Below are 26955 nucleotides of genomic sequence, written 5' to 3' on the forward strand. Positions count from 1 at the left end.
AACTTTTTTGACGGTTTAACGGACGTCACCCATTAAGTTTTGGATTGGTTTTTTCACAATGAATAAGAGAATCCCAGCAACGACAGCTACAAGTCCGACAATCCCAAAATATGCTGACTCTGTTCCAGGTGTATAGAAACGAGCAATTTGAGCGTTAATGGCTTGTGAAGCGGCATCTGCTAATAACCAAATAGCAACGGTTTGAGCTTCGAAAGCTTTCGGTGCTAATTTTGTAGTAATCGATAAGCCAACGGGAGATAAACACATTTCTCCGACAATCATAATGAAGAAACTAAAGAATAACCAAAGTGGACTCACTCGTCCTTCGGTACCATAAAGTAGACCTGGCAACATTAATAAGACGAAGGAAAGACCAGCAAAGACTAGCCCTAGTGAAAACTTCACAACTGTTGATGGTTGACGTTTACCTAGTTTTGTCCATAATGTAACAAAAATAGGGGTCAAAATAACTACGAATACAGGATTTAATGATTGGAACCAGCTAGCGGCAATCGGGAAGCCAAACAAACTCGTTTGCGTCCGTTCATTTGCAAATAGAGCAAGAATAGACGAACCTTGTTCTTCCAATGACCAGAAAACAATTGCTGCTAAGAATAATGGCAAGTAAGCCAGAACTTTTGGTTTTTCTTCAGCAGTGACATCTTTAGACGTTAACATTTTGCTGAAATAATAAACTGGTAACAGGATTCCTAACACGCTGATGGTATTAATAAAGAAATCAATTGTTAAATGTCCTGTGACATAGGCGCCACCAAAAATAAGTAAAGCAACGACAATTGCCAACATAAATGCTTTAGCAAATTTCTTTTGCTCTTCTTTAGACATTGGATTAGTTGGGGCCTGACCAATTCCAGCCAGAGATTTACGTCCTTGGAAATAATATTGTAGTAGCCCGAAGAACATCCCTACTGCAGCAACGGAAAAGCCTAAATGATAATTATATTCTTGTCCTAAAGTTCCGACAACAAGGGGAGCGATTAAGGCTCCGATATTAATCCCCATGTAAAAAATGGAGAAGCCTGCATCTCTACGTAAGTCAGTTTTTGAATAAAGATGGCCAACCATCCCTGAAACGTTTGGTTTTAACATCCCAGTCCCAAATACAATTAACATAATAGAAACGAATAAGGCGGGGACACCAAATGGGGTAGCGAGAACAATATGTCCAGCAATGATTAACAAACCACCAATAAAAACAGTTTTCCTTGAACCTAAGACACGGTCAGAGACCCAACCGCCAATGATACTGGACATGAAAACCATTGATCCATAAATGGACATGATGGCTAAGGCAGTTGCTTTGGGGAGACCTAAACCGCCATTGGCTACGGTATCGTAAATGTAATACATTAGAATAGCACGCATGCCGTAGTAACTGAAACGTTCCCACATTTCTGTGAAGAACAGTGTTGCTAGTCCTTTCGGTTGTCCCAGAAAGGATTTGTCTAATTTCTCAAGTTGTTCTTTGTCACTCATAGATAAAACTCCAATTCTTATAATATTCAGAATATTTGATAATAAAATGACTTAAATGTAGATTCATATATTTTATTACTCATAGATTGGAAAATAGAAAGAGAAAAAACTGATTACGTTTTTAAATAACAAGCGTTCGAATGATTGTTTGTTTTTTATTCGTGAATTATGATAAAAATGAATATTTATTCTGCTTTATTTTCAATAATTTGTTTTCACAGTCGTTTTAGCTGTTCTTTTTTTGAATAAGATTAAAATGAATAAATAACAAGCAAAATATAAGATTTTTTTGTTTAACTCTTTTTGTTTCAATAGGAAGTGCTTAGTGTTTTTTCAGAATCGAAAAATGAATACAACAAAAAATTTATCTATATAATAGAAGGAAAAATAAAAATAGTGAATGATAAAAAAAATTCAAAGAAAACACCTGTTCTTTTTAGGCGTGAGTTTTTGAAAAAAACATTCTCATGTCTAGTATATTTAACATTTTGTTACTTTTTGACTGAAACGAATGTAAAAAAACCGACATTTAAGGGCTAATCAAGGGTTAGAAAACGGTTTCTCAAAAATAAAATCCTGTTTTTTTAACTTTTTTTCGCAAAATATAAACAGGATAATATCAAGCTTCCAGCAGCTTTTTATTACAAAATGTAACAAAACCGACATTCTAGTAATAAATTGTCACGAGATATTCACCTACGGCCGGCCATTCGATGATAAAGTATGTGAAGTCGTTTCGATAAAGCGAAGCAGACGTGGTTGTTGCCGAGTGCTAAGAGCAACAATCAAATATTTTTAATTACAAAGGAGAAACATACATGAAATCAATCAAAACGATTTTACTTGGAACAACTTTGGCCGCAGGTTTAGGATTATTCTTAGGAACAGACGCAAACGCAGAAAGCTTATATACAGTTAAAGCAGGAGATACTTTATCAACAATTTCTCATCAATTTGCAGGAGACAATAGCTTAATTCAAAAAATTGCTTCTGATAACAAATTGCCAAACCTTGATTTAATTTTTGAAGGAGAACAATTAGTTATTCGTTCAGAAAAAGAAGTTGCTAATACTCCAGCACCAGCTGTAGAAGTTGCACCAGTGCAACAAGTAGTTGAACAACCTGTTGCACAACCAGTACAACAAGAAGTACAACAACCTGTTGCTCAAGAAGTAGCGCAACCAGCAGCACCTGCCGCAAGCAGTGATGCAAAAGAGTGGATCGCACAACGTGAATCTAGTGGTTCTTACGATGCAACAAACGGCCAGTATATCGGTCGTTACCAATTATCTGCCTCTTATTTAAATGGTGACTATTCACCTGCCAACCAAGAACGCGTGGCAGATCAGTACGTAGCAGGTCGCTATGGTTCATGGGATGCAGCTAAATCATTCTGGTTAGCAAATGGTTGGTACTAAAATTAAATAAACGAAGTAATCTAATTACTTATTAAAAACCATAAACAAAAAAACAGTAACCTGTAAAGATTACTGTTTTTTTTGTCGATTTGTTAAGGTACAACGCCCCACGCTCGTCAATTGGTGGTCTGCGTTATATATTTTTGCTTCCCAAACTTGAAGGGTCTTTCCCGAGTGATCGGGCGTCGCAATCACGGTAAGGCTACCATCATGGACACTACGAAGATGATTTACTTGTAAGTCTATGCCGACAGCAAAAGTGTTTTCAGGAACGTTTTCGTTCGCACCTAAACTACAGGCAGTTTCAATTAAGATGCCGTTTAAGCCCCCGTGGACAAGGCCATAGGGTTGTTTATGCACGTCTTTTACCGCTAAAGTAAGCTGACATTTCTCAGCAGAAACGTGTTGAATCGTGATGCCTAAATACTCTAAAAGATGAATAGTAATCAGTCCTTTCTAATAAAAGAGAGAATAAAAGGTTTTTTATTTATTATACAGGAATGAAGAAAATTTGAAATAGCCATGTTTTTTCTTAAAATTCAAGCGACTTTTTCTCTAAAGTGCCGATTCTTGTGTATAATAGAAAAGATGAGATTAATGAAGGAGGTTTCCTAATGAGAAACTGGACAACAATTAAAGAATATGATGAAATTTTATTTGAGCAAGCAGGCAAAGTAGCAAAAATTACTATCAACCGCCCGCATGTTCACAACGCATTCACACCAAAAACAGTCATGGAAATGATTGATGCATTCAACATTAGTCGTGATAAAGAAGATGTCGGGGTTATTATTTTAACAGGCGCAGGTGACCAAGCATTCTGTTCTGGTGGCGATCAAAAAGTTCGAGGTAATGGTGGTTACGTTGGCGAAGACAATATTCCACGTTTAAATGTGTTAGATTTACAACGGTTAATCCGTGTCATTCCCAAACCAGTCATCGCAATGGTGAAAGGCTGGTCCATTGGCGGCGGCAATGTTTTACAATTAGTTTGTGATTTAACAATTGCGGCTGAAAATGCTAAGTTTGGGCAAACAGGACCAAATGTCGGTAGCTTTGATGGTGGATACGGCTCAGGTTACTTGGCGCGCGTTATCGGCCATAAAAAAGCGAAAGAAGTTTGGTTTATGTGTAAACAGTATTCTGCTCAAGAAGCTTTAGATATGGGCTGGATTAATACGGTTGTTCCATTGGATCAAGTAGAAGATGTGACAATGGAGTGGGCAGAAGAAATGTTAACCAAAAGCCCGATTGCTTTACGGATGATTAAAGCCTCTTTAAATGCCGATACAGATGGCTTGGCTGGTGTGCAACAATTAGCTGGTGATGCGACACTTCTTTACTATACAATGGCTGAAGCACAAGAAGGCCGAGATGCATTTAAAGAAAAACGGACACCAGATTTCGATCAATTCCCTAAATTCCCATAAACCAATGACTTGGTTAAATAAACAAGTACAAAAACGTCCCGATCATCCTGCTTTTTATTTTCAGGATGAATCATGGACGTTTTTAGAAGTGCAACAAGAAGTCAGTCATTGGGTAGCCACATATCAACAGGTGCTTGCACCAGAAGAAAAACGTGTGGCTTTATTCAGTAAGAACAGCAAAGAGTTGTATTTTTCAATTCTAGCCTTATGGGAATTGGGGAAAGAGTTATTATTTTTAAATACGCATTTGACACTTGCTGAACTGACTTTTCAGTTAAAAGATGCGCAAGTTAAAACGATTATTGGTGCGCCTGAAACGCAGGCTTTGTTAGAAGAAATTTCTTTTGTCGACGTTCAGCCAATGATTAAAAAACAGCATAGTCTTTCACGTCAGGAGTTTCAACAGCCAAGTGACTTAGAGTCGGTGGCTTCTATTATGTATACATCTGGAACTACAGGACAGCCTAAAGGGGTTTTGCAACGGTTTAAAAATCATTTGGCCAGTGCTAGAGGCACTCAAGAAAATATGGGGATTACTGCTGAAGATTGTTGGTTGTGTGCAGTCCCATTATTTCACATTAGCGGATTGTCGATTGTTGTTCGACAACTCGTCTTAGGTTGTAGTATTCGCCTTTACGATAAATTTGATGAACAGCAAGTGACACAAGATTTACAAGAAGGCCGTGGAACCGTCATTTCAGTGGTTGCGACAATGTTACAAAAATTATTGTCTGTCTATCCTGAAGCTGGCTACAGCGTCAGCTTTAAAGGAATGCTATTAGGCGGCGGACCGATTGCTCCGGATAAATTAGCGCAGTGTGAGGAAAAAGGGATTCCAGTCATTCAATCTTATGGGATGACGGAAACGTGTTCGCAAGTTGTTGCCTTGAAATTTGAAGATGCGGCACTGAAAATCGGCTCTGCTGGGCAACCGTTAAAAGATATGCAGATCAAAATTGTTGATGAACTAGGACAAGAACAGCCAGAAAAGCAAGTCGGAGAAATTTTACTTAAGGGACCAAACGTTGTTTCAGGTTACCTTAACCAGCGTCAACCTGAAAAATGGACAGCAGATGGTTGGTTTAAAACAGGCGACATGGGCTATTTAGATGCACAAGGTTACCTGTATTTGGTTAGTCGTTTAAGTGAACTCATTATCTCTGGTGGTGAAAATATTTACCCCACTGAGGTTGAACAGGTGTTACAGGCGATAACAGGAATTAAAGCAGCGGCAGTTGTAGGAGAACCAGATGCGCAATGGGGAGCCGTCCCAGTTGCATATGTGATTAGTGACCAAGAAATCACCTTAGCGCAAATTCAAGACCAGTGTTCACGAAAACTGGCAAAATATAAACGACCGAAACGCATTTATTTTTGTCATTCTTTCCCGCAAACAGCAAGTGGAAAGATTGCCAAACATCGTTTCATGACAGAAGAAAGAGAGGCGTTTTTAATCAGATGAAATTGCCTGATGAATTACGACAAGCCTATCAGAAGAATGCCCGTCAGTTCAGTTGGGTTTTTCCATTAGAAACAGAACAAACAGCCTTGGCAATTTTTGCCGCTGGTGAAAAGGCATACCAAGGAGAACGTTTTTTTTGGCAAACGCCGAAAAAAGATTTTGCTTTGGTTGGCTTCGGATATGAAACTATCTTAAAAGGCGCAGAAACAGAAACGCATCAATTGAACAACTTTTTAAAAAAAGAGGCGGCAACTCGTTTTCAAAATATGTCTATTTCTGGTACGGGGGCTCTTCTGTTTGGCGGTTTGCCTTTTGATACAGAACAAACGCCTACTGAGGCCTGGGGAGAGTTAGGGGAAGGTTGGTTTTATCTACCAAGTATTCTATTTACTTTTTCAGGTTCACGTATTTATGGAACGCTGAACTTTTCAGGTTCTAGTGAACAAGAAGTCGAGGAACGTTGGTCGACTTTGGTGGCTCAGTTTGATCGCTTGTTAGCTACCTGTGAGGAGTTGCCAGCTGTAGCGGAAACAAAGATTGACAAGGAAGAAGTTGCCGTGACTGAATGGCTACAAGCTGTCAACGAAACCGTAGCAGTCTTAAGAGAAGATGGCCCTTTAAAAAAAGTGGTTTTGGCTCGACAACTTGCTGTGAGCAGTCCTGAAAAAATTCGAAGTAACCAAGTGCTCGTTAATTTAATGGCACAACAACAAAATACGTATTTGTTTGCTTTAGAAGCCAAAGACACAAGTTTCATTGGTGCAACACCAGAACGACTTCTGTTGGGTACTAAAGAAACGTTTGCGACCGCTTGTATTGCAGGAACCATTAAAACGGGTCAAACACCAGAAGAAACGAAAACTTTAGGAGCACAACTTTTACAAGACCGCAAAAATACCGGAGAACACCAAATTGTGGTGGAACGTTTAGCGAAAGAGTTGGCGAAGATGACGACTTCTGAAAACAGTATTCAAGCACCCATTATTTTGGAAAATCGAGATGTACAACATCTTTATGTGCCAATCTCGGGTCAACGTAAACCGGGAATTTCGTTCTTGGAAAGTGTGATGCAGTTACACCCAACGCCAGCTTTAGGCGGTGAGCCCAAAGAGTTGGCAGTCGAATGGATTCGACAATATGAGCCAGGGAGTCGTGGGTTATATGGTGCGCCAATCGGTTGGATTTCAGGGAATGATGATAGTGGCGAGTTCGCTGTGGCCTTGCGTTCAGGTGTCTTTGCTGGTCAGCAAGGCGTTCTTTATGCAGGTTGTGGTATTGTTGCGGATTCCCAAGCAGAGCTAGAAAGAGAAGAAACGAAAATAAAATTTCAACCGATGTTACGAGGAATTGGAGGGCAGGTTTAATGAATCATCAAGAAACAATGACCGATTATTTAACGGCCTTTATTGAAGGCTTAAAAAATAGTGGGATTGAACAAGCAGTCATTAGTCCAGGATCCCGTTCCACACCACTGGCTTTATTACTTCATCGGGAAACCGCAATCCAAACTTTTGTCGATGTCGATGAACGTTCCGCTGCTTTTTTTGCTTTAGGATTAAGTAAAGCGAGCCAAAAACCAGTGGTCTTACTTTGTACCTCTGGAACAGCAGCTGCAAACTATTATCCAGCAATTTGCGAAGCCAATATTAGCCATGTGCCTTTAGTCGTTTTAACAACGGATCGGCCACATGAGTTACGTCAAGTTGGTGCTCCTCAAGCCATGGACCAATTACAAATGTATCAAAATCACGTGAAATTATTTGTTGAAATGGCTTTGCCAGAAGCAACAGAAGAGATGTTGAATTACGCCTATTGGCAAGGCGCTAAAGGAGCAGCATTCGCGCAACAAACGCCTGCTGCACCTGTTCATTTGAATTTTCCTTTGCGGGAACCATTATTACCTGACTTAGAGAGAAAAACAAAGAGTTCTCAACAAACGGCTTTATTCGCTGGTCAATCAATCCTTTCTACAGAACAAGTGCAACAGTTAGCGGATCAATGGTACCAGAAAAGCGGCGTCTTGGTTGTCGGTGGCAGTCATACAGAGGAAGAAGCGACGTTATTTATTCAATTAGCCGAAGCTTTGCAATGGCCTTTACTAGCGGATCCTTTAGCAAACATTGTGACACATGGGCAAAATAGTGAAGTTGTTATTGCACACAGTGATCTGTTTCTAAATGTGGCGACCTTGCCACAAGAACCAGAAGTGGTAGTGCGTTTTGGTTCGCTGCCAATTTCTAAAAACATCATGTTATGGTTGAAACGCTTAGCAACGACAGAGACTACTTTTTATTTTGTGGACGAAAATGGGCAATGGCAAGAGCAATTGAAAAAATCACAAACCGTTATTCAGGCAAAGGAAACCACGTTTGTAGAACAACTGTTAACGGTTGTCAAACCAACAGAAGCGACTTGGTTAGCACAATGGCTCCTGCTGGAAAAAACGGTCTCTGAAGTTCTTCTAGAAACGCTGAACGCGACAGAATTAAATGAAACAACAGCCAGCTTAGCTGTTCACCAAACGATGAAAGAGAACGGTCAGTTATTTGTATCTAATAGTATGGCTATCCGCTACTTAGATCGATTTATGGATAGTCGCCCTTATCGGATGTTTGGAAATCGCGGCATCAACGGGATTGATGGGATTGTTTCAACTGCTTTAGGAATGAGTGCCGTAGCACCGACACAGCAAAACGTTCTACTGATTGGTGATTTAGCGCTATATCATGATATGAATGGTTTATTTTTGGCTAAACGTTATCAGTTGCCGTTAACAATTGTTTTATTAAATAACAATGGTGGCGGGATTTTCTCTTTTCTATCTCAACGAACTTTACGTGAGGACGATTTCGAGCCTTTATTTGGAACACCGCTTGATTTAGATTTTTCGTTAGTTGCTGAACTTTACGGTGCTTCGTACCAAGAAGTCAAAACAATCGCGGAGCTCAAGCAAATTTTACAAGCAGCGGCTGAAGAACCACAATTTCAAGTGATAGAAGTCAAAGGAAATCGCCAAGAGAATGTTCATTTGTACGAATCAATTTTAGCTGAAATTGGTAGACGAGTAGAAAGACAGGGGATTTCATGGAACGGTTAATTCGGGGGATGCAGTACCATTATCAATGGTTAACACCTTTTGATGCAAAGCGAACGACAGTAGTCTGTTTACACGGTTTCACAGGAACGTTAGCCACGTTTGCAGCCGTTTTTCCCAGTCAAACACCTTATAACGTTTTAGGAATTGACTTACCTGGGCATGGCGCGACTGCTAGTTTGGTAGCACCAGAGCGTTATACCATGAAACAGGTTTGCCATGATCTTGCTGAACTAACCGAATCGCTAAATTTGCCTTGCTTTTGTTTATTAGGCTATTCAATGGGCGCTCGAACAGCTTTAGGTTTTGCATTACATTATCCACAAAAGGTACAGCATCTTTTATTGGAAAGTGGATCACCAGGTTTGGCCACCGCCGCAGAACGTCAGGCTCGTATCTGTCAAGATCATCGTTTGGCGGAACGTCTCTTAGAGGAACCGCTTGTGGATTTTATTGATTTCTGGCAAGAATTACCGTTATTTCAAACGCAAAAAGCCTTGTCTGTGGCACAGCAAATGGCCATTCGGCAGGAACGTTTGAGCCAATCGGCCTTTGGATTGGCTAGTAGTTTGTGGTATATGGGGACAGGAGCGCAAGAGAGTTACTGGGAACGTCTAGCAGAATTGCAGCCGATTCCTACCGATTTATTGGTAGGCGGCGAAGATCAAAAATTTATTGGGATTGCGAAAAAAATGCAGGTACGTCAACCGTTGTTGAGGCTGACAATTTTTCCTGAAGCAGGACATTGTATCCATTTAGAACAACCAACGATTTTCTATGAAAAGGTGACAGCGTTATTGGAAGGAGCTATCTGAATGAACATTCAATCAATTGAAACCTATCAGGTTCGTTTGCCTTTAAAAATGCCGTTTGTCACGAGCTATGGTCGCTTGGAAGAAAAAGCGTTTGATCTATTTGTAATAACGGATGAGCAAGGAAATCAAGGGTTTGGCGAATTAGTGGCTTTTGAGCAACCTGATTATGTGCAAGAAACGTTGGTAACCGAACGCTTCATCATCCAACAGCATTTAATTCCGTTACTTTTAACAGAAGCGCTTGAACAGCCGCAAGAGGTTTCAACAATTTTTGAAGAAGTTAAAGGACATTGGATGGGAAAAGCTGCGTTAGAAACTGCCATCTGGGATTTATATGCCAAACGGCAACAGAAGAGTTTAACTGAATTTTTTGGACCAACGCGGAGGAAAATTCCTGTAGGGATTAGTTTAGGGATTCAAGAAGACTTACCTCAATTACTTAAACAAGTTCAGTTAGCTGTAGAAAAAGGGTATCAACGAGTGAAGCTGAAAATTCGTCCCGGTTATGATGTGGAACCCGTTGCTTTGATTCGTCAGCATTTTCCTAACTTGCCTTTAATGGTCGATGCCAATTCAGCGTATACATTGGCTGATTTGTCTCAATTGCAACGTTTAGATCACTATCAATTAGCGATGATTGAACAGCCTTTTGCTGCAGATGATTTTTTAGATCACGCACAATTACAAAGAGAACTGAAAACAAGAATTTGTTTGGATGAAAATATTCGTAGTCTCAAAGACTGCCAAGTGGCGTTAGCATTGGGCAGTTGCCGTAGTATCAATTTGAAGATTCCTCGTGTAGGTGGGATTCACGAGGCGTTGAAGATTGCCACATTTTGCCAAGAAAATGATTTATTGGTTTGGTTAGGTGGTATGTTTGAGTCTGGTGTTGGTCGCGCATTGAATTTGCAATTTGCGTCACAGCCTACCTTTTCCTTTCCAGGTGATATTTCAGCAACGGAACGCTATTTTTATGAAGATATCATCACGGAACCTTTTATTTTAGAGCAAGGGACAATGACCGTGCCTCAGGGACTTGGTATTGGTGTTACACTTTCCCAGACGAATTTGCTAAAATACAGTCAGTATCAAAAAATCATGTAATGATAACAAAATTGCGCCTATGACTATGCAGAGAAGCATAATCTAGGCGCAATTTTTTATTTTTCTAATTGACTCGCTGCGGCTTCATCCAAGAGAACCGTTAAATTTGGATGGAGTTGAAGAATAGAGGCAGGATACGTTTCTGTGACAGGTCCTTGGAGCACTTGTTTGACCATCTGAGCTTTTTGTTCACCATTTACAATTAGGACAAGATGCTTAACTTTCATGATGCTGGCTGGCCCCATCGTAACAAAGGTCATGCCTGGCTGCATCATTTCAGGAACAAACCAAGGCTCTGAACCAGTGACGGTCACTTGGTAGGTTTCATTTTTAAAATGAGTGGTAGTGGGCATGTTCCCGCAAAAATGACCATCTGCTCCTAAGCCAATTAACATCAAATCTAAGCCGCCTGCGTCAGCAATCCGTTGATCTTGTTGTTGAAAGTTTTCAACAGTTAATGGATGGATGTTTTGCTCGGATATTTCCGCAGGTGTCAAATACAGCGTCCGCAAATCTGTCAGAGTAATGCCTTCCTTTTGATGAGGAACGGGGATTTCATCAAAGTTATAATAATGAACATTATCAAATTCAGATGAATTTTTCACAATCGAGGCTAATTTTTGGTAAACAAGTGTTGGCGTTTTGCCAGCGGTAATTGATAAATTCACTCGTTTATCTTTGCTCATCGTGCTTAGAAGTAACATTTTTGCCCATTCGCTCATCGTGTCGAAATCTTGTTTAATTAAAATTTTCATACTTGCTCACTCCATTCTTTGAATAAGCTAAGTATAATTTGTGGGAACCATCCCATGTCAAGCTCTTCACAAAAAGGATTTAATTAACGGTAGACAAAAGAAAGAGGAGCAGCCGTCAAAACGACGACTGCCCCTCTTTTTAAAGCTTAAGATAACCTACAACGAGTTAACTTTTTAGCTTTCTGCTCCACTTGCTCCAACGCTGGTCTAAACGTTCTTTTGACCAACACTGTTTAACAAAGAATTTTATTTTATTGTTCTTTCAACCATTTTTCTAGTTGTAAACGTTGCACTTTCATAGTAGCTGTGTGAGGGATTTCATCAAAAGCCATAATGATAGGTTCGTTTAAATGTGGTAAATCGGCTACTTGTGTCCACCAAGCGTCCCAATCCATTTCTTCCCCAGGGACAACCGCTAAAATTGGCTGAGGTTCATTTTCTTTGCCACGGACAATAATCACTTCTTCTAAGAAATCTAATGCATCCAATAAATGATCTTCAATAGCTAAATTACTGTCGATGTTTTCAATTAGATCTACTTGGCGATCTTTCAAGAATAAGTGGCCGCGTTCATCTAACATTCCGTAATCGCCGCTGTCCCACCATTCGCCGTAGACATTTTCTGCAAAGCGGGCATCTTCTTTGTAATATGTTAAGGCCCGTCCTTTTGATAAGAATTGGATATGGCCGTCCGTCATCGCAGGTAAAACTTGTCCTTTTTCATCAGTAATTCGAGCTTGTGTTAAATCCTCTAAACCAACGCCCATGTCACGAGCATCTGAATCTTTTAGAGATTCTAAAGTATGCGCTCGTAAGATCATTGGCCCGCATTCACTTTGTCCATAAACTTGTAGGAAAATTGGTTCATTGGCAGCAGATGCTTTTAAGAAAGCCACCATTGTAGCGTTGTTAATTGCATCAAAAGTAGAATGATAATAATGGACACTAGCGAAAGCTTCAGGTTTTTCTTTGGCCAAACGAACCCATTGAACGAAGTTATTGGGGTGTGTTTCTACAGCGATTGGTTGATAGGTGCTGAACATTTCAGCGACTTTTTCGCTCGAAGCATTTGCTAAAGGCATCATAGGGAAGCCCATGGCCATTAAAGAAGACACGCCAATGTTAAAACGAGAATGAACTGGCGAAATATGAAAGCCAACTAATTTCTTTTCAGCAATTTTTGTAAAAATGGTTTTTTGCCATTTTGTACGCCAACCCATAGAGTGATTGGAATGACAGATAAGTTTAGGAATACCTGTTGTTCCAGAGGTGTGGGTCATGTAGGCAATTTCGTCTTTAGTCAGTTCGTCTTGAGGAACTTCCGTGGCATCAGCTTCTAAAAGAGAAGCAACCGAAAGTTTTTTATTGGCAGAGCTATTACGAACAGCTTGAACTTTTTCAGCAGTCACATCATCAAATAAAATATAAGGATCTTCTAAACGATCAACGAATACTTCAATTGTTTCAAAAGGTAAATGGTATGAAACCATTACAGGAACGGCTGCTAGATATGAGGCCGCAACAGCTAGTAAATACGTGTCGAATTTAGGACTTTTATAAATAATAATTTTGTCGCCTTTTTTTACACCTAAAGCGGCTAATTGATATGCCCGTTTCAAAATTTCTTGATGGCTTTCACCATAAGTTGTTTCTAAGCCAAGTGCAGGAAAAGCAGGCAAAGATTCATCAAAAATAATTGGAACAGTTGGTGTTTTTTCTGCGGCTTCTTGATAGTTTGTGTAGAGGTTTAATGGTTGATAATCAAGTAAGTGTGTCAAGGGAAAGTCTCCTTTGTAAAATAGTTTGTGTACAAATGTACAAGTTCACTTTATCCTATCATAGAATGGGTTCTTTTTCTACGTCAAAAATACAACGTTAAATGTTATTTTTTATTATTCACAAGCACAACGTTTGCTGTATCTGACAAAGTTTCCTACAATAATTATGTAAGTAACAAGTTCTCAGAAGTGTAAAACTTTACAAAGGAGAGGAATTTACATGAAAAAAATCTATGAAACAACTATCATTAATACGGGTGGACGTGCAGGAGAAGTTCACTCACCGGATAAATCATTTTCTTATGCGGTTGCTTCGCCAGGTGTCAAGAAAGAAAATACAACAAATCCAGAACAATTATTCGCAGCGGCTTACAGTGCTTGCTTTAACGGTGCATTAGAATTAGTGATGGATCAAGAAAAAGTCGAAGGTAAAAGTACAGTAACTGCACGTGTATCCTTATTCCAAGGAGAAGATGGGTTTAGCGTTGGTGCTGAATTAGAAGTTCACATTGATGGAGTAGATCAAGCTAAAGCAGAAGAACTTGTTAAAAAAGCCCACGAAATTTGCCCATATTCTAAAGCAACAAGAAATAATATAGATGTTAAATTAACAGTGATTTAATTAAAAAAGAAGCGCTTTGTCATATAGACAAAGCGCTTCTTTTTTAGATAACAGTCCACAAATTATACATATTTAACAAAATAACTAAAAAAACAACTAAACTATAAATTTGGGCGACCCGTTGTTGAGATAATTTTTTACTGAAAAGACCGCCGACATAACCACCGAATAAAGCGGCAGGAATAATAGCCCAAAGCATTGTTAAATCAAAAACCGCAAACCCTGTGGTCAAGCCGATATTGCCAAGTTTGGCGAGTTGGGAGAAAAAAATAGTAATGATGGAATAGACAGTTGCTGATTTGATATCCATTCCAAAAAAGAGAATAAGGCAAGCTACATTAATGGGACCGCCACCGATGCCTAAAAAGGTTGATAGAATCCCTAAGCCTAATCCGACAATCAGAAAAATGCTCAATCCGTTGAGGTGTAAGTGCCAGTTGGAAAATTGATTGTAGAGAAGAACCAAAACCAAGGTCACCAACATGATGATATATTGGATTAGTTGTACTTTTTCTTCATTTGGCGCTAGTGCAATCGCCTGATTAAGAAGTAAATCACCTAACATACCGCCGACTAAGGAACCAAACGAAATACTCGCGGCTTTTTTCCATTCAATTTGGACACCATTTTGATACTGTTTATAAGTCGAAGAAATGGACATGACAAAAACAGCGACACTTGAATAGAACGCAATACTATTTAACGAATGGAACCCAAGAAAATCCAAAACAGGCTTAATAATGACGCCTCCACCCATCCCAGAGAGCGCCCCAACTGTATTGGATAGAAAAATAGTTATGAAATAAATCAGCAAAACCCGCACATAATCACTCCTAAAACGTTTTCTTTTAGTATAGCACAAAAATTATACAAGAAATGCAATTTCATTTAAAAATATTTTTAAAAAGAACTTGAAATGATATTTCTTTAATGGTATTCTACAAATACAAAAAAGAAAACGCATTCAAGGAGGATGAGAAAGCATGACAGTATCGATTGGTATTATTTTGATTTTATGTCTTTACACAGTTGTTGGTGTACTTGACCAAATTTCTATTCAGATTGGTCCATATACACCATTGTTTGCTGCAACGTTTACTGGCCTAGTCTTAGGGGATGTTCAAACAGGTTTGATGATTGGGGCAACGCTTCAATTGATGACATTAGGTGTAGCGACTTATGGAGGAGCAACAGTCCCAGACTTTCTTTCAGGGGCCATTATGGGAACGGCTTATGCAATCATTTCAGGGAAAGGGGCAGAGTATGGTATCGGAGTTGCGGTTCCGATTGGGTTATTATTAACACAACTAGATATTTTAGGCAGAATGGCTAATACGTTTTTCCAACACAAAGCAGATCGCTATGCGGAAGAAGGCAATTATAAAGGGGTCGAGCGCTGCAATGTTTTAGGAATTTTTCCTTGGACGATTTCTCGTGTCATCCCAGTTTTTATTGGCCTAGCTTTTGGTGAACAAGTTGTAAACGCTATCAACAATTGGATTCCTATTTGGGTGATGAATGGGTTAAAAGCAGCAGGCGCTATTTTACCAGCGATGGGGATTGCTATTTTAATGCGTTACTTACCAATTAAAACATACTGGCCCTATTTTATTATTGGGTTCGTGTTACTTGCTTATGGGGCCCAATTCTTCTCAGTTTTAGGTGTCGCACTGGTTGGCTTGGCTTTAGCAGCGATTTATGTGATGAATCATAACAAAGGCGGCGCAGCTACAACAAGTGGCACGGTTATTTACGAAGATGATGAGGAGGTTGAGATTGATGACTAACAAATTAACAAAAAAGGATATTAATAAAGTTTACGTCCGTAATCTTTTTGGCTATCAGTGGGGCTGGAACTATGAAAAAATGCAAGGACTTGGTTACGCTTGGGTGATGATGCCTGCATTAAAGCGACTATACAGTGAAGATCCAGTAGCTATGAAGAAAGCCTTGAAGACACATCTTGGCTTTATGAATACAACGCCAGCCATGTCGCATTTAATTGTCGGAGCTGATATGGCTTTGGAAGAAGAAGTCGGCATTGAAGATGAAACGGCCATTACTGGCTTGAAAACAGGTCTAATGGGTCCGTTTGCTGGTGTTGGTGATACCATTTTTATCGCGATTTATCGTGCGATTGTTTTTTCGATTGCAGCTTACATGGCGCAAGGGGGCCAGGTTGTTGGGTTACTGATCCCGTTAATTGCCGGAGCAGTGGTCCTATGGGTTCGCTATAAATTCACTTGGATTGGTTACCATCAAGGGAAAAAAATTGCGACAGAATTTGCGGATAAAATGAAATTGTTTACGCAAGGTGCAGCTATTTTAGGGTTAACGGTGGTCGGCGGTTTGATTCCTTCGGTAATTACTTACAAATTAGATTTAACTTATAAAATGGGAGATGTAACATTATCTGTTCAAGAAATGTTGGATAAAATTTTACCCGCATTAATTCCTTTAGGGATTGTTCTTTTATCCTATTGGTTACTAGGGAAAAAGAAAATGAATTCAACACGGCTAATCTTTGTTTTAATTTTAATTGGCATGGTTTTAGGTAATTTACAACCAATGTTGGCTTGGGTTGGCGGTTTATTTTAAAAAAATAGTATATAATAGGAGAGATTTATTATGACAATTGTACATGCAAGAGTAGATGAGCGTTTAATTCACGGACAAGTTGCAACCGTTTGGACGAATACGGTTGGCGCACAAAGAATCATGGTAGTAAATGATGCCGCTGTCAAAGATCAATTACAAATTGGTGCCTTAAAAATGGCTAAGCCTGCAGGAGTTAAATTATCCATTTTATCGAAACGTAAAGCGATTGAAAAAATTTTAGCAGGCAATTATGATGAAGAGAAAGTCTTTTTAATTACGAAAGACATTGCAGACATGGCGGCTTTAATTGATGGCGGTGTTCCGTTACAGAGCTTCAATGTCGGCAATATTTCTCAAAAAGAAGGCAGTCGAGCAATTAAAAAATCTGTTGCATTAACCGATGAAGATATTCAAACCGTTCGTCGTTTAACAGATAATGGGGTGACTATTACCGCACAGATGATCCCTTCTGAACCAAACGAAGCAATTTTAACTTTCATAAAATAGAAATGGAGATGAGAAGATGGAGCCAATCCGTTCAATCAGACAAAAATATAAGGACTTTTCCAAAGTAAATAAGAGAATCGCAGACTATATACTGAAGGATCCGACCCGTCTTCTCTCATTAACAGCAAACGAAATTGCTAGCAATAGCGAAACTTCTCCAGCATCAGTTACCCGTTTTTCTAAACAATTAGGGTTTGACAGCTGGGAAGAGTTAAAACTATCCATTGCAGCGGTACAAGCTGCCAGTAACGGTAAAAAAGATATTGATCCAATTGTAGCGGCGGATGATTCGGTGGATACTATTTGTATGAAAGTAGAATCTTTATTAAATGCTACGATTGAGGATTTATTTTATACAGTGGATAAACAAGCCTTGGAACGAGCAATCGCGCATGTTAAAAAAGCGGAAAAAATTCATTTGGTTGGAATTGGTGCCTCTTCTTTAACGACTTATAATCTTTATCACAAGTTTAACCGCGCTGGTCGCCAAGCAATTTTTAATTATGATAGTCACATGATGTTGGAGTTTTTAAATTATGCAACGGCACAAGACATTTTGATCACGGTCTCCTATAGTGGTTTGACAAAAGAAGCCTTAATCGCCTGTGAAATTGCCAAAAATAGAGGCGCAACGGTTATTTTTATTACCAGTAACGATGGAGAAAACGTGCGATCATTGAGCGATGAAGTTCTTTTAGTCCCCAATAATGAGCACCTCATTCGAGTTGGGGCTATTTCATCGATTGCTTCGTCAATGGCAATTGGCGATGTTCTGTATTTAGGTTCAATTCAAGATGATTTAGACACAGAAATCGAACGAAATATGATTGAAACGAGTCAACTTGTCAGCCGTCTAAAAGAGAAGTAGGGGTGTGCAAGCAAATGAACTTAGAAGGATTAACGACAGAAGCCAGAAATGAAGCGACTAAAAAGATTGACCAAGTGTCAACATTAGAAATGGTGACTTTAATAAATCAAGAAGACCAAAAGGTAGCGCAAGCAATTGAAAAGGTGCTTCCGCAGATTGCTACAGCAATTGATGCAGCGGCAGAACGATTTAAAAAAGGGGGCCGTTTAATCTATTGTGGTGCAGGAACGTCTGGACGTTTGGGTGCTTTGGATGCGATTGAATTAACGCCCACATATAGTGTGTCGCCAGAACGCGCATTTGGTATTTTAGCTGGTGGTGAAAAAGCAATGTATCAAGCAATTGAAGGCGCTGAAGACTCGAAAGAATTAGCTATCGAAGATTTAACGCAACATCAATTGACCACCCGAGATGTTGTAATTGCGATTGCTGCTAGCGGTCGGACACCATATGCTGTTTCCGCAATTGAATACGGAAAAAAAGTGGGCGCTCTAACCATCTCCGTGACCTGTAATAATCAAAGTCCGATGAATCAATTGGCGGAAATTGGGATTGCGCCAATTGTCGGACCGGAAGTCATTACAGGGTCAACTAGAATGAAAGCGGGTTCAGCACAGAAAATGGTGTTAAATATGTTTTCAACAGGGATTATGGTTAAAGTAGGGAATATCTATCAAAATTTGATGGTCAACGTACAACCAACGAACGAAAAATTAATTCAACGTGCCACGAATATCATTAAAGAAGCAGCAGAAATCGAGGAATCGCAAGCCAAAGAATACTTGGAGGCAGCGCAGCTAGAAGTGGCACCAGCCATTGTAATGGCGAAAGCCCACGTTGATTTTCAAAAAGCCAAACAACTATTAGCAGAACATGACGGACGGATTTCAGAAGTTTTAGCATAGAAGTGGTGAACAATGAATCAAATCGCAATTCAAGAAACAATTCAGAGACTGATTAATCAGCAAGTCGTTCCGGGTGTCGCTTGGGGGACGATCACAGAAGATAGCTTATCAGAACAGTATACGGGCTTTTTAGGTAATACTGGTCCATTTGCAAGACAAAAGATTTCATCAGCTAGCCTGTATGATTTAGCGTCCTTAACGAAAGTTATTGGGACAACAAATCGAATGTTACAATTAATCGATACAAATCAGCTTGCTTTTTCAACCACTGTGGGGGAAATCCTACCTGATTATCAAGGACTATCTTGTTCGATTGGGGAGCTTCTACTGCATCAGAGCGGACTGCCAGCTGATGTTGCCGATAAGAAAAATGTCACAAAAAAAAGCTTGCAAGAAATCATTTTAACGCATTCGTTATCTGAACGAGGGAAAACCACTTATTCTGATTTAGGGTATTACTTATTGGGAGAAATTATTCAAGTATTGGATCGCTGCTCATTAGAAGAGAGCTTTCAAACATACGTATTTCAACCAATGAACCTACAGCATACAAGTTTTACGGTCAGCGATTTTGCCCAGGCAGTGCCCACAGAGATTACAAAACAACGCGGCGTTATTCAGGGAATGGTCCACGATTCGAAAGCCTATCAACTAAAAGCGCCAATCGGCAGTGCAGGTTTATTTGCAACTTTACCAGATTTACTCACTTTTGTTCAGTGTTTTATGAACAATCGCTACCCGTCTGGCAAACCATTATTTTCTGAAAAAATGTTCGATACTCTCTGGTCTATGAACCAAGGGGGACGTACATTTGGTTGGGAAGTGAAAAAGACGCAAGCCGGGGCAGACTATTTGTATCATACTGGCTTTACTGGAACGGCGATTGGTATGAAAAAAGAGACCAAAGAAGCCCTAATTTTGTTGACGAATCGGATTCATCCCACTCGTGAAGAACGTGGTTTTCTGAAAGCACGAACAAAAATTTATCAGCAGTATTTTTAGGAGGATATGATGAAACCAAAATTAATTTTAATGAGCCATGGACGGATGGCAGAAGAAACCTTAGCTTCTACTCAAATGATTGTCGGGGAATTAGCAGATGCTGCGATTGTGTCAATGACCGCAGAAGATGGCTTGAGCGGCACGCAAGCAAAACTGGCAGCAATCTTAAAAGAAGCTGGCGATGTCCCGACGCTTGTATTAGCTGATTTAAAAGGAGGAACACCTTGTAATGTGGCTATGATGGCCATGGGCACTTATCCGCAATTGCGAGTAGTCGCTGGACTTAATTTAGCAATGGCAATTGAAGCAGCCGTCTCACCTGTGGAAAATGTGGATGAATTAGCTGCATATTTAACGCAAATTGGCCAATCTGCGGTGACTACGATTGACTTACCTGAATTAACAGATGAAGAAGAATTTGAAGAATAGGAAAGAGGTCGGGACGGAACCGTTTAGCTCCGAGAAATAAGAAGGAATTTCCGAAAATTGCTTTTTAATTTTTGGAGAATTTCGGCTTATTTCCGAAGGAGTTGGTTCTGTTCCCGCCGTTTATCAGGTTTTGAGCCTGGAACAAAAATCCAAAGTGATTTTTGTCCCAGGCTCTTTTTTTAAGAACCAGGGATATTCCGTGGTTCGTTTTTGGTTGTGACAAAGAAAAAGAATAGACTCAGTAAAATAACTAGGATGCCATCGTTAAACATCGGATTTACGAAGTTTAAAATAGCACTTAAGATGACCGGCACGGTAGCACAATACGTAATAATTTTTAAACAATCAATCAAACGTAAAGAATAAAAACGTAATTTTGAATAGAGAGATGCACCGATAGCGGCAATCAGTAAGTCTAAAACTAAACCGATTAGAACAGGGTAGATAGCCACTAAAAAGACAATGAGTTTTGTCCACCAAGGGATTGCTGCTTCGCTTAGCGCAGTCTTGATACTCTGAGCGTTAACGCCATCTAAGGTTCCTTTACTATAGGGGAAGATAAATTGGTCGGTGCCTAGAATTGATTCAGTTGCGCCTGAATTTGGTAAGGCGACTACAAATTCATCTTGTAAAAAAGCCAAACCAAACGCATTACCAATTAAATCCTTTTGGACATCAGCGGCTGTACGTTTTCCATCTGGATCAAACGTAAAAATAATCGAGTCGGTTTGATAAATAAAACCAGATTCTTTGGCCTTTGTTTGCAACGTGCCATTTTCAATAGAAAAGTCAGGCAACTTTTCTGCAATTTTTTGGCCATCTTGTTGCACCTCTTGTAGCACAGAAAAGACTTGTTTGGTAATAGGTAGTGCTAAAATAGCACTTAAAAAAACAGCATAGAGAATTACTTTCCAAAACGCCATTTTTTTCGCATGCCGTAATTCTGAAACTGAAAAAAAGGCCTGCTTAAATAATTGCAATGTATTCATTTATTTACTCCTCACATCGTTCTTCTACAGGTCATTCTAGCGAATTTATGAGGGAAACACAAGGTAATCTCCCTCTTTTGTAAAACTTTTCTTTTGGCAAGCAAACTATTTTGTAGAAAGCGGTTCACTCTGTTATCATAATAGTTGTATGAAAGACGTATGTTACATACTAAAAAATAGGGGGATTTAAAAAATGACTTACACATTACCAGAATTACCATATGCTTATGATGCATTAGAACCTTACATTGACGTGGAAACAATGCACTTACACCATGATAAACACCACAACACTTATGTGACTAACTTAAACGCAGCGATTGAAAAACATCCAGAATTAGGCGAAAAATCTGTAGAAGACCTAATTTCAGATATGAATGCTATTCCTGAAGATATCCGCACAGCCGTTCGTAACAATGGTGGCGGCCACGCAAACCATACATTCTTCTGGGAAATTATGGCACCAAATGCTGGTGGACAACCAACTGGCGCTATTAAAGAAGCAATCGATGAAACATTTGGTAGCTTTGATGAAATGAAAGCTGCTTTCAAAACAGCTGCAACTGGCCGCTTTGGTTCAGGTTGGGCTTGGTTAGTTGTGAATAACGGTAAATTAGAAATCACTTCAACACCAAACCAAGATTCACCATTAATGGATGGCCAAACACCTGTTTTAGGTCTTGACGTTTGGGAACATGCGTATTACTTAAAATATAAAAACGTTCGTCCAGATTACATTGAAGCATTCTGGAACGTTGTTAACTGGGATAAAGTAAACGAACTTTTTGCAGCAGCAAAATAAGTTTGCCAATTGTGAAGGAAAGAGTCAAATGACGGCTGTCATTTGACTCTTTCCTTTTACAAATCCAGGGTCGAAATAGTTGTTCGTTTATGGCATACTAAAGTAAGTAGGGAAAGATAACGGATACATAAAGAAGGAGCTAAAAAAATGAATGTTATGATGCAAAAAGTACACGGGTCAGAAAATGATTTCTTTTTATTGGATGAAACACAGTTTGAGCGTTCTTTAACCGCTGAGGAAATTGAGCAATTGCGCATCCAGTTATGTTCACGGGAAACAGGATTATTGGCGGGAGCAGATGGGTTACTTTTGGTAGGAGAAGGGACTCACGGCACGTCCAATGCTAGAATGCGAGTGATTAACAGCGATGGTAGTGAAGCAAGCATGTGCGGGAACGGCTTGCGTACGGTTGCCCGTTATTTAGCTGAAAAAAACCAAGAAAAATCATTTACAGTTGAAACAATGTTTGCAGATTTGAAAGTACGTCAAGCCCCCAATTTAGCTGAAGAAGTAGCGACTTACCAAGTGGAAATTTCGCCAGTAAGTTTTGAAGCAGTCACTATCCCAATGCATTTAGGGGTCCAAACATTAATTGATGAAATCGTACCAGCATTATCTAAAACCATTCGCTTTACAGCGGTAGCAGTGCCTAATCCGCACCTTGTAGCATTTGTGGATCACGAAACCTTAAATGGTCCAGAATTTGAACGAATCGCTACCTATGTAAATAATGAAAATCCATATTTTCCGGAAGGGATAAATGTGAGTTTTGTTGAAATTCTTGGCAAAAATCAACTATTTGTTCGAACGTATGAACGTGGTGTAGGTTTTACAAGTGCTTGTGGGACAGCTATGTGCGCAAGTAGTTTACTTTATACGTTATTGAAAGATGGTGTTTTTTATGAAGAAATAACCGTCAAAAATGCTGGAGGTATGGTGAAAACAGTCGTCCACGAAACGTCAGATGGCAGTTATTGGATGGAATTAATTGGGAATGCCACGATTACGCATTTGATTGAAGGATCACTGACTGATTTACTAAATGGTGCATTTGAGAAAATAACTATCACTGAAACGAATGAACAAAAACATTATCAAGAATTTCTGCAAACACTTTCTCAAAAATAACAATTGTTCCTTGGTAAAGCGCTCTTTTATTTTACAATTGTGTTAAGTTCTTGTTCCAAAAAATAAAAAATATTGCTTGAATAAGCAAACTATGAGAAAATAAAGGGCATGAATTAAGAATTATTCTTAGATAAACGAGGAAGTGTCTTATGAAACTATGGAAAAAAGTAGTACTGGGCTTCTTGAGCGTCTTGCTAGTGGTAGTAGCTGGGGTATGTGCTTACGGGATTAAGATGTATTCAGATGCCAATTCAACAATTAATGGGATCTATCAATCAGTTAACCGTAAGTCCAATAAAGGAGCCACGGCCAATATTGATGCGCAAGAACCATTCTCTGTTCTTTTAATGGGGATTGACACAGGCGATTTAGGCCGAACAGAACAAGGTCGTTCAGATACTACAATGGTTGTAACCATCAACCCGAAAGAAAACAAGTCCACAATGATCAGTTTGGATAGAGATATTCTAACAGATATTGTTGGAAATGACACACAAGACAAATTGAACCATGCCTATGCATTTGGTGGCGCCGAAATGGCGATTAATACAGTCCAAGAATTACTGGATATTCCCATCCATCACTATGTATCCATCAATATGAAAGGGTTAAAAGACCTGATTGATGCGGTAGGCGGTATTGAAGTAGATAATACGATTGGTGAATTTACGTTGGACGGTATTACTGTTCCAGCAGGTAAAATCAAGTTAGATGGCACGACAGGTTTGGCATATGCGCGGATGCGTCACGAAGATCCTGAAGGAGATGTGGGTCGTCAACGCCGCCAACGAGAAGTTGTTGAGAAAATTGTGCGCAAAGTCATGAGTTTTGACGGTGTTTCAAAATATCGAAAAATTCTTGATGCTGTTGAAGCCAACGTAAAAACAGACTTAACTTGGGATGACATGATGGACATCCAATCAAAATATTTATCTGCCTTTAAAACAATTGACTCTGAACAATTACAAGGATACAGTGCAACCATTGATGATATTTATTATCAAGTCCTAGATCCAAATAGCTTATACAAAACACAAACAACGCTTAGAAAACAACTTGGTTTAAAAGAACATGCTTCTGAACGTGAAAAAGATTTAGCCTTTTATAATCAGTTTAGCTATGCTGTTACAGATACTGCACTGATTGGTGAATCTGGTGATTCAAGTGCCAATAGCTCTACTAGTTCGAGTAGCACAGCGGACACCACAGCCGGTCAAACAGAATACAACGGCAATACGCAACAAGCAGCAGAAGGAGCCTATGATCCGAATACGTACGTTGACCCAAATACGTACACAGATCCAAACGCTTATGCTGATCCAAATACGTATGTGGATCCCAACGCACCACAATATTAATCTGTTAAACAAGCTCGAAAACTTCTATTTCTGATGGAAATAGAAGTTTTTTTCTTTTATTCTAGAAATTTTTTTCAGAAGGTGTTATAATTGGACTATACCAAAATAAACCGTAAGGAGCGTGTCAAAATGCAAATTATCCGTGTAGCAAATGCAGAAGAAGGCGGCAAAAAAGCGTTTGAATTAATTAAAGAAGGTATGAACAATGGTGCGAAAGTTTTAGGCTTAGCAACAGGTAGTACACCAGAAACATTATATAAAGAAATGACAGCAAGTGATGTCGACTTTACAGAAATGACTTCTGTAAACTTAGATGAATATGTTGGTTTAGGTGGCGAAGATGAGCAAAGTTACCGTTATTTCATGAACAAACACTTATTTGACAAAAAACCATTTAAAGAAACATTTGTACCAAATGGTAAAGCAGAAGATTTAGATGCTGCTTCCGCAGAATATGAAAAAATTATCGATGCACATCCAGTAGATATCCAAATCTTAGGTATTGGTCAAAATGGACACATTGGTTTCAACGAACCAGGCACACCTCTAGATAGCTTAACACATGTCGTTGAGTTGACTGAATCAACAATCAACGCAAACAAACGTTATTTTGACAAAGTAGAAGATGTCCCAACACGTGCTGTTTCTATGGGGATTGGCTCAATCATGAAAGGTAAAAAAATGATTTTAATGGCTTATGGCGAAGCAAAAGCAGAGGCCATTAAAGGAATGATTGACGGACCAGTAACAACAGACATGCCAGCAAGTGCATTACAAAACCATCAAGATGTTGTTGTAATCATTGATGATGCAGCTGCAAGTAAATTATAATCGTTGATTAAAAAGAACTTGAAACATAAGGATTTCCTTATGTTTCAAGTTCTTTTTTTGTTATACTGGAAGTAATAGAAGAAGAGGTGAAAAGGATGTTACAGCTAACAATTCCAGAAATTATTTTACGGTTAGTCCTAGCGATGGTGATGGGTGGCGCAATTGGTTTTGAAAGACAATATAAGAATCGCCCAGCAGGGATGCGCACTCACATTTTAGTTTGTATGGGCGCGGCTATTATTGCGTTAATTCAGTCGCAAATTGCAATCAATGCATTGAAAGATGCGTTAGCTAATCCGGCTTTGACGGGGGTCATTCGTTCAGATCAAGCAAGATTGATCGCACAAGTTGTAAGTGGAATCGGCTTTTTAGGTGCTGGAACCATCATTGTAACGAAACAAAGTGTCACAGGATTGACGACAGCCGCGTCGCTATGGACCGTTGCTGGTTTAGGGATTGCGGTGGGCATGGGCTACTATACGATTGCCTTAACAAGTTTTATCGGTGTATTATTTGCCTTAACCATTGTCAAACGAATTATTCACGTACCAACAATCAAAAAATTAGAAATTCGCTATCAACATAAACAAGAAACCAAAGAATTTATTAATCAGTATTTTGAAGAAAAACATATTGAAATTTATGATGTGAACTTCAATGTTTCTTGGGTGGATGATACAAAAATCTATACGAATATCTATACTATTGATTTGCCTAAAGGCCTAACGTATGCCGATGTTATCGAAGACCTATCTGTTTCAAATAATGTAACAAAATTACGATTGATTAATGTGTAGAAACATCTATTTATAATTAATGACAACCGCTATAAGTTAAAATGCTTATGGCGGTTTTCTTCTAGGACCTAGGACTGATTTTTTAAGTTTAATATTTCAAAAAGATTACAAAAGAGTTATGATTGTATTACGAGTTAGAAAGAAAGGTGATAAGTAAGATGAATAAAAAAAATAAATTTCTTAGTATTATTGTTGTTGTCGTTGTGATTATTGGTGCATTTGTGATGAAAGCTTATAATCAATTGATTACTTTAGATAATAAAGTCGAAGCAGAATGGTCACAAGTAGAGAATGTAATGCAAAGACGTGCTGATTTAATTCCGAATCTTGTCAGTAGTGTTCAAGGCAGTATGACTCAAGAAAAAGAAGTTTTAAAAGAAATAACGGAAGCACGTAAAGCATACGCAGGAGCAAAATCTTCTTCTGAAAAAGGGCAAGCAAATGAGCAAATTGAAAAAGGATTAGGTAATTTTGTTACAGTATTGAATGAAGATTACCCAAAGTTAGCTTCTTCTGAAAATGTCAAAACCTTAATGACTCAATTAGAAGGATCTGAAAATCGAATTTCTGTTGAACGCCGTAACTATATACAAGCTGTTGAAACATATAACCAACAGATTTCAAAATTCCCTGATAAAATAATTGCAAAACTTTTAGGATTTGAGAAGAAAACTAACTATGTTGCGACAGAGCAGGGAAAAGAAGTGCCGCAAGTAAAATTTAAATAAAAAAATTATAGAAAATTTGGGTTAAAAAGAAAGAAGTG

The 26955-nt window shown here is 39.0% G+C and carries 27 protein-coding genes; 21 read left to right on the plus strand and 6 right to left on the minus strand.

Going from position 1 to position 26955, the window contains the following annotated elements:
• Positions 1 to 15 precede the first annotated feature (15 nt).
• On the minus strand, positions 16 to 1497 hold the full coding sequence (locus IGL86_RS01675; protein WP_002355315.1) for a peptide MFS transporter: 1482 nt from the start codon (positions 1495 to 1497) through the stop codon (positions 16 to 18).
• Positions 1498 to 2315: 818 nt separating this feature from the next.
• Here IGL86_RS01675 and IGL86_RS01680 point away from each other — a divergent pair.
• Positions 2316 to 2915 carry a LysM peptidoglycan-binding domain-containing protein gene (locus tag IGL86_RS01680; protein ID WP_002355317.1) on the plus strand — a complete coding sequence of 200 codons (600 nt, stop codon included), beginning with the start codon at positions 2316 to 2318 and terminating at the stop codon, positions 2913 to 2915.
• Positions 2916 to 2984: 69 nt separating this feature from the next.
• On the opposite strand, the gene IGL86_RS01685 is transcribed toward IGL86_RS01680, so the two are convergent.
• Entirely contained in the window at positions 2985 to 3365 is a 381-nt protein-coding gene (locus tag IGL86_RS01685) for a PaaI family thioesterase (protein ID WP_002387902.1), read from the minus strand.
• A 110-nt stretch (positions 3366 to 3475) separates the two neighbouring features.
• Between IGL86_RS01685 and menB the strand changes: the two genes are divergently transcribed.
• From menB to menC, 6 genes are read left to right on the plus strand one after another with little or no spacing between them, the layout of a single operon-like run.
• Positions 3476 to 4345 (plus strand): 1,4-dihydroxy-2-naphthoyl-CoA synthase, encoded by an 870-nt coding sequence (gene menB, locus IGL86_RS01690; RefSeq protein WP_002391106.1) that lies wholly within the window; start codon positions 3476 to 3478, stop codon positions 4343 to 4345.
• Between the two features lie 4 nt (positions 4346 to 4349).
• Complete coding sequence (locus IGL86_RS01695) at positions 4350 to 5807, plus strand: o-succinylbenzoate--CoA ligase (protein WP_033625321.1); 1458 nt, start codon at positions 4350 to 4352, stop codon at positions 5805 to 5807.
• Entirely contained in the window at positions 5804 to 7171 is a 1368-nt protein-coding gene (locus IGL86_RS01700) for an isochorismate synthase (RefSeq protein ID WP_002364946.1), read from the plus strand. Before IGL86_RS01695 ends, IGL86_RS01700 begins: the two co-directional genes overlap by 4 nt.
• Positions 7171 to 8904, plus strand: coding sequence for a 2-succinyl-5-enolpyruvyl-6-hydroxy-3-cyclohexene-1-carboxylic-acid synthase (gene menD / locus IGL86_RS01705; RefSeq protein WP_033625293.1), 1734 nt, complete (start codon positions 7171 to 7173; stop codon positions 8902 to 8904). The genes IGL86_RS01700 and menD overlap by 1 nt, the downstream gene beginning before the upstream one ends.
• Complete coding sequence (gene menH, locus IGL86_RS01710) at positions 8892 to 9716, plus strand: 2-succinyl-6-hydroxy-2,4-cyclohexadiene-1-carboxylate synthase (protein WP_002373220.1); 825 nt, start codon at positions 8892 to 8894, stop codon at positions 9714 to 9716. The genes menD and menH overlap by 13 nt, the downstream gene beginning before the upstream one ends.
• Positions 9717 to 10820, plus strand: coding sequence for an o-succinylbenzoate synthase (gene menC, locus IGL86_RS01715; protein ID WP_033625291.1), 1104 nt, complete (start codon positions 9717 to 9719; stop codon positions 10818 to 10820). It begins immediately after the preceding gene.
• A gap of 56 nt (positions 10821 to 10876) precedes the next feature.
• On the opposite strand, the gene IGL86_RS01720 is transcribed toward menC, so the two are convergent.
• Both IGL86_RS01720 and IGL86_RS01725 read right to left on the minus strand, forming a co-directional pair.
• Positions 10877 to 11575, minus strand: coding sequence for a glucosamine-6-phosphate deaminase (locus tag IGL86_RS01720; protein WP_033624804.1), 699 nt, complete (start codon positions 11573 to 11575; stop codon positions 10877 to 10879).
• Positions 11576 to 11826: 251 nt separating this feature from the next.
• Positions 11827 to 13353 carry an AMP-binding protein gene (locus IGL86_RS01725; protein ID WP_002361196.1) on the minus strand — a complete coding sequence of 509 codons (1527 nt, stop codon included), beginning with the start codon at positions 13351 to 13353 and terminating at the stop codon, positions 11827 to 11829.
• Positions 13354 to 13573: 220 nt separating this feature from the next.
• Here IGL86_RS01725 and IGL86_RS01730 point away from each other — a divergent pair, with 220 nt between their 5' ends.
• Positions 13574 to 13975: an organic hydroperoxide resistance protein gene (locus tag IGL86_RS01730; protein ID WP_002355332.1), complete on the plus strand. Its 402-nt coding sequence runs from the start codon at positions 13574 to 13576 to the stop codon at positions 13973 to 13975.
• Positions 13976 to 14018: 43 nt separating this feature from the next.
• Here the strand turns inward: IGL86_RS01730 and IGL86_RS01735 are convergent, their stop codons facing one another.
• Positions 14019 to 14789, minus strand: coding sequence for a sulfite exporter TauE/SafE family protein (locus IGL86_RS01735; RefSeq protein ID WP_189656411.1), 771 nt, complete (start codon positions 14787 to 14789; stop codon positions 14019 to 14021).
• 169 nt (positions 14790 to 14958) lie between these two features.
• On the opposite strand from IGL86_RS01735, the gene IGL86_RS01740 reads away from it, so the two are divergent.
• Genes IGL86_RS01740 through IGL86_RS01770 form a run of 7 tightly spaced genes read left to right on the plus strand, consistent with a single transcriptional unit; the run spans position 14959 to position 20284 of the window.
• On the plus strand, positions 14959 to 15762 hold the full coding sequence (locus tag IGL86_RS01740; RefSeq protein ID WP_002358431.1) for a PTS mannose/fructose/sorbose/N-acetylgalactosamine transporter subunit IIC: 804 nt from the start codon (positions 14959 to 14961) through the stop codon (positions 15760 to 15762).
• The gene (locus tag IGL86_RS01745) at positions 15755 to 16573 is read left to right on the plus strand and encodes a PTS system mannose/fructose/sorbose family transporter subunit IID (protein ID WP_002355336.1); all 819 of its coding nucleotides are present in this window, start codon (positions 15755 to 15757) and stop codon (positions 16571 to 16573) included. Before IGL86_RS01740 ends, IGL86_RS01745 begins: the two co-directional genes overlap by 8 nt.
• A 30-nt stretch (positions 16574 to 16603) precedes the next feature.
• Positions 16604 to 17080: a PTS system mannose/fructose/N-acetylgalactosamine-transporter subunit IIB gene (locus IGL86_RS01750; RefSeq protein WP_002355337.1), complete on the plus strand. Its 477-nt coding sequence runs from the start codon at positions 16604 to 16606 to the stop codon at positions 17078 to 17080.
• Positions 17081 to 17096: 16 nt separating this feature from the next.
• Positions 17097 to 17948 (plus strand): MurR/RpiR family transcriptional regulator, encoded by an 852-nt coding sequence (locus IGL86_RS01755; RefSeq protein WP_002355339.1) that lies wholly within the window; start codon positions 17097 to 17099, stop codon positions 17946 to 17948.
• A 14-nt stretch (positions 17949 to 17962) separates the two neighbouring features.
• Positions 17963 to 18853, plus strand: a complete 891-nt coding sequence (murQ, locus tag IGL86_RS01760) for an N-acetylmuramic acid 6-phosphate etherase (protein WP_033625288.1) — start codon at positions 17963 to 17965, stop codon at positions 18851 to 18853.
• A gap of 12 nt (positions 18854 to 18865) precedes the next feature.
• A complete protein-coding gene (locus IGL86_RS01765; protein ID WP_033625287.1) occupies positions 18866 to 19855 on the plus strand; it encodes a serine hydrolase domain-containing protein in 990 nt (329 codons plus the stop codon).
• 9 nt (positions 19856 to 19864) lie between these two features.
• A complete protein-coding gene (locus IGL86_RS01770) occupies positions 19865 to 20284 on the plus strand; it encodes a PTS sugar transporter subunit IIA (RefSeq protein WP_010708253.1) in 420 nt (139 codons plus the stop codon).
• 179 nt (positions 20285 to 20463) lie between these two features.
• Here IGL86_RS01770 and IGL86_RS01775 read toward each other — a convergent pair whose 3' ends face one another.
• Positions 20464 to 21273 carry a DUF1189 domain-containing protein gene (locus IGL86_RS01775; RefSeq protein WP_002355344.1) on the minus strand — a complete coding sequence of 270 codons (810 nt, stop codon included), beginning with the start codon at positions 21271 to 21273 and terminating at the stop codon, positions 20464 to 20466.
• A 193-nt stretch (positions 21274 to 21466) separates the two neighbouring features.
• Between IGL86_RS01775 and IGL86_RS01780 the strand changes: the two genes are divergently transcribed.
• The 6 genes from IGL86_RS01780 (at position 21467) to IGL86_RS01805 (ending at position 26917) form a co-directional block, all read left to right on the plus strand.
• On the plus strand, positions 21467 to 22075 hold the full coding sequence (locus IGL86_RS01780; protein ID WP_002361201.1) for a superoxide dismutase: 609 nt from the start codon (positions 21467 to 21469) through the stop codon (positions 22073 to 22075).
• A 147-nt stretch (positions 22076 to 22222) separates the two neighbouring features.
• Positions 22223 to 23203 carry a diaminopimelate epimerase gene (dapF, locus tag IGL86_RS01785; RefSeq protein ID WP_002370226.1) on the plus strand — a complete coding sequence of 327 codons (981 nt, stop codon included), beginning with the start codon at positions 22223 to 22225 and terminating at the stop codon, positions 23201 to 23203.
• A 149-nt stretch (positions 23204 to 23352) separates the two neighbouring features.
• Complete coding sequence (locus IGL86_RS01790) at positions 23353 to 24561, plus strand: LCP family protein (RefSeq protein WP_002383706.1); 1209 nt, start codon at positions 23353 to 23355, stop codon at positions 24559 to 24561.
• 129 nt (positions 24562 to 24690) lie between these two features.
• Entirely contained in the window at positions 24691 to 25392 is a 702-nt protein-coding gene (gene nagB, locus IGL86_RS01795) for a glucosamine-6-phosphate deaminase (RefSeq protein ID WP_002355352.1), read from the plus strand.
• 95 nt (positions 25393 to 25487) lie between these two features.
• A complete protein-coding gene (locus IGL86_RS01800; RefSeq protein WP_002355354.1) occupies positions 25488 to 26189 on the plus strand; it encodes an MgtC/SapB family protein in 702 nt (233 codons plus the stop codon).
• 158 nt (positions 26190 to 26347) lie between these two features.
• Positions 26348 to 26917 (plus strand): LemA family protein, encoded by a 570-nt coding sequence (locus tag IGL86_RS01805; RefSeq protein WP_002385314.1) that lies wholly within the window; start codon positions 26348 to 26350, stop codon positions 26915 to 26917.
• Positions 26918 to 26955: the final 38 nt, after the last annotated feature.

It is taken from the genome of Enterococcus sp. DIV0774, assembly GCF_050539095.1.
In the GTDB taxonomy this organism is placed as follows: Bacteria; Bacillota; Bacilli; order Lactobacillales; family Enterococcaceae; genus Enterococcus; species Enterococcus faecalis.

Bases quoted from the DNA above. Each gene is read 5' to 3' on its own strand.
- IGL86_RS01675 (WP_002355315.1), bottom strand. From the start codon at position 1,497: ATGAGTGACAAAGAACAACTTGAGAAATTAGACAAATCCTTTCTGGGA.
- IGL86_RS01680 (WP_002355317.1), top strand. From the start codon at position 2,316: ATGAAATCAATCAAAACGATTTTACTTGGAACAACTTTGGCCGCAGGT.
- IGL86_RS01695 (WP_033625321.1), top strand. From the start codon at position 4,350: ATGACTTGGTTAAATAAACAAGTACAAAAACGTCCCGATCATCCTGCT.
- IGL86_RS01700 (WP_002364946.1), top strand. From the start codon at position 5,804: ATGAAATTGCCTGATGAATTACGACAAGCCTATCAGAAGAATGCCCGT.
- menD (WP_033625293.1), top strand. From the start codon at position 7,171: ATGAATCATCAAGAAACAATGACCGATTATTTAACGGCCTTTATTGAA.
- menH (WP_002373220.1), top strand. From the start codon at position 8,892: ATGGAACGGTTAATTCGGGGGATGCAGTACCATTATCAATGGTTAACA.
- menC (WP_033625291.1), top strand. From the start codon at position 9,717: ATGAACATTCAATCAATTGAAACCTATCAGGTTCGTTTGCCTTTAAAA.
- IGL86_RS01720 (WP_033624804.1), bottom strand. From the start codon at position 11,575: ATGAAAATTTTAATTAAACAAGATTTCGACACGATGAGCGAATGGGCA.
- IGL86_RS01730 (WP_002355332.1), top strand. From the start codon at position 13,574: ATGAAAAAAATCTATGAAACAACTATCATTAATACGGGTGGACGTGCA.
- IGL86_RS01740 (WP_002358431.1), top strand. From the start codon at position 14,959: ATGACAGTATCGATTGGTATTATTTTGATTTTATGTCTTTACACAGTT.
- IGL86_RS01745 (WP_002355336.1), top strand. From the start codon at position 15,755: ATGACTAACAAATTAACAAAAAAGGATATTAATAAAGTTTACGTCCGT.
- IGL86_RS01750 (WP_002355337.1), top strand. From the start codon at position 16,604: ATGACAATTGTACATGCAAGAGTAGATGAGCGTTTAATTCACGGACAA.
- IGL86_RS01755 (WP_002355339.1), top strand. From the start codon at position 17,097: ATGGAGCCAATCCGTTCAATCAGACAAAAATATAAGGACTTTTCCAAA.
- murQ (WP_033625288.1), top strand. From the start codon at position 17,963: ATGAACTTAGAAGGATTAACGACAGAAGCCAGAAATGAAGCGACTAAA.
- IGL86_RS01765 (WP_033625287.1), top strand. From the start codon at position 18,866: ATGAATCAAATCGCAATTCAAGAAACAATTCAGAGACTGATTAATCAG.
- IGL86_RS01770 (WP_010708253.1), top strand. From the start codon at position 19,865: ATGAAACCAAAATTAATTTTAATGAGCCATGGACGGATGGCAGAAGAA.
- IGL86_RS01775 (WP_002355344.1), bottom strand. From the start codon at position 21,273: ATGAATACATTGCAATTATTTAAGCAGGCCTTTTTTTCAGTTTCAGAA.
- IGL86_RS01780 (WP_002361201.1), top strand. From the start codon at position 21,467: ATGACTTACACATTACCAGAATTACCATATGCTTATGATGCATTAGAA.
- dapF (WP_002370226.1), top strand. From the start codon at position 22,223: ATGAATGTTATGATGCAAAAAGTACACGGGTCAGAAAATGATTTCTTT.
- IGL86_RS01790 (WP_002383706.1), top strand. From the start codon at position 23,353: ATGAAACTATGGAAAAAAGTAGTACTGGGCTTCTTGAGCGTCTTGCTA.
- nagB (WP_002355352.1), top strand. From the start codon at position 24,691: ATGCAAATTATCCGTGTAGCAAATGCAGAAGAAGGCGGCAAAAAAGCG.
- IGL86_RS01800 (WP_002355354.1), top strand. From the start codon at position 25,488: ATGTTACAGCTAACAATTCCAGAAATTATTTTACGGTTAGTCCTAGCG.
- IGL86_RS01805 (WP_002385314.1), top strand. From the start codon at position 26,348: ATGAATAAAAAAAATAAATTTCTTAGTATTATTGTTGTTGTCGTTGTG.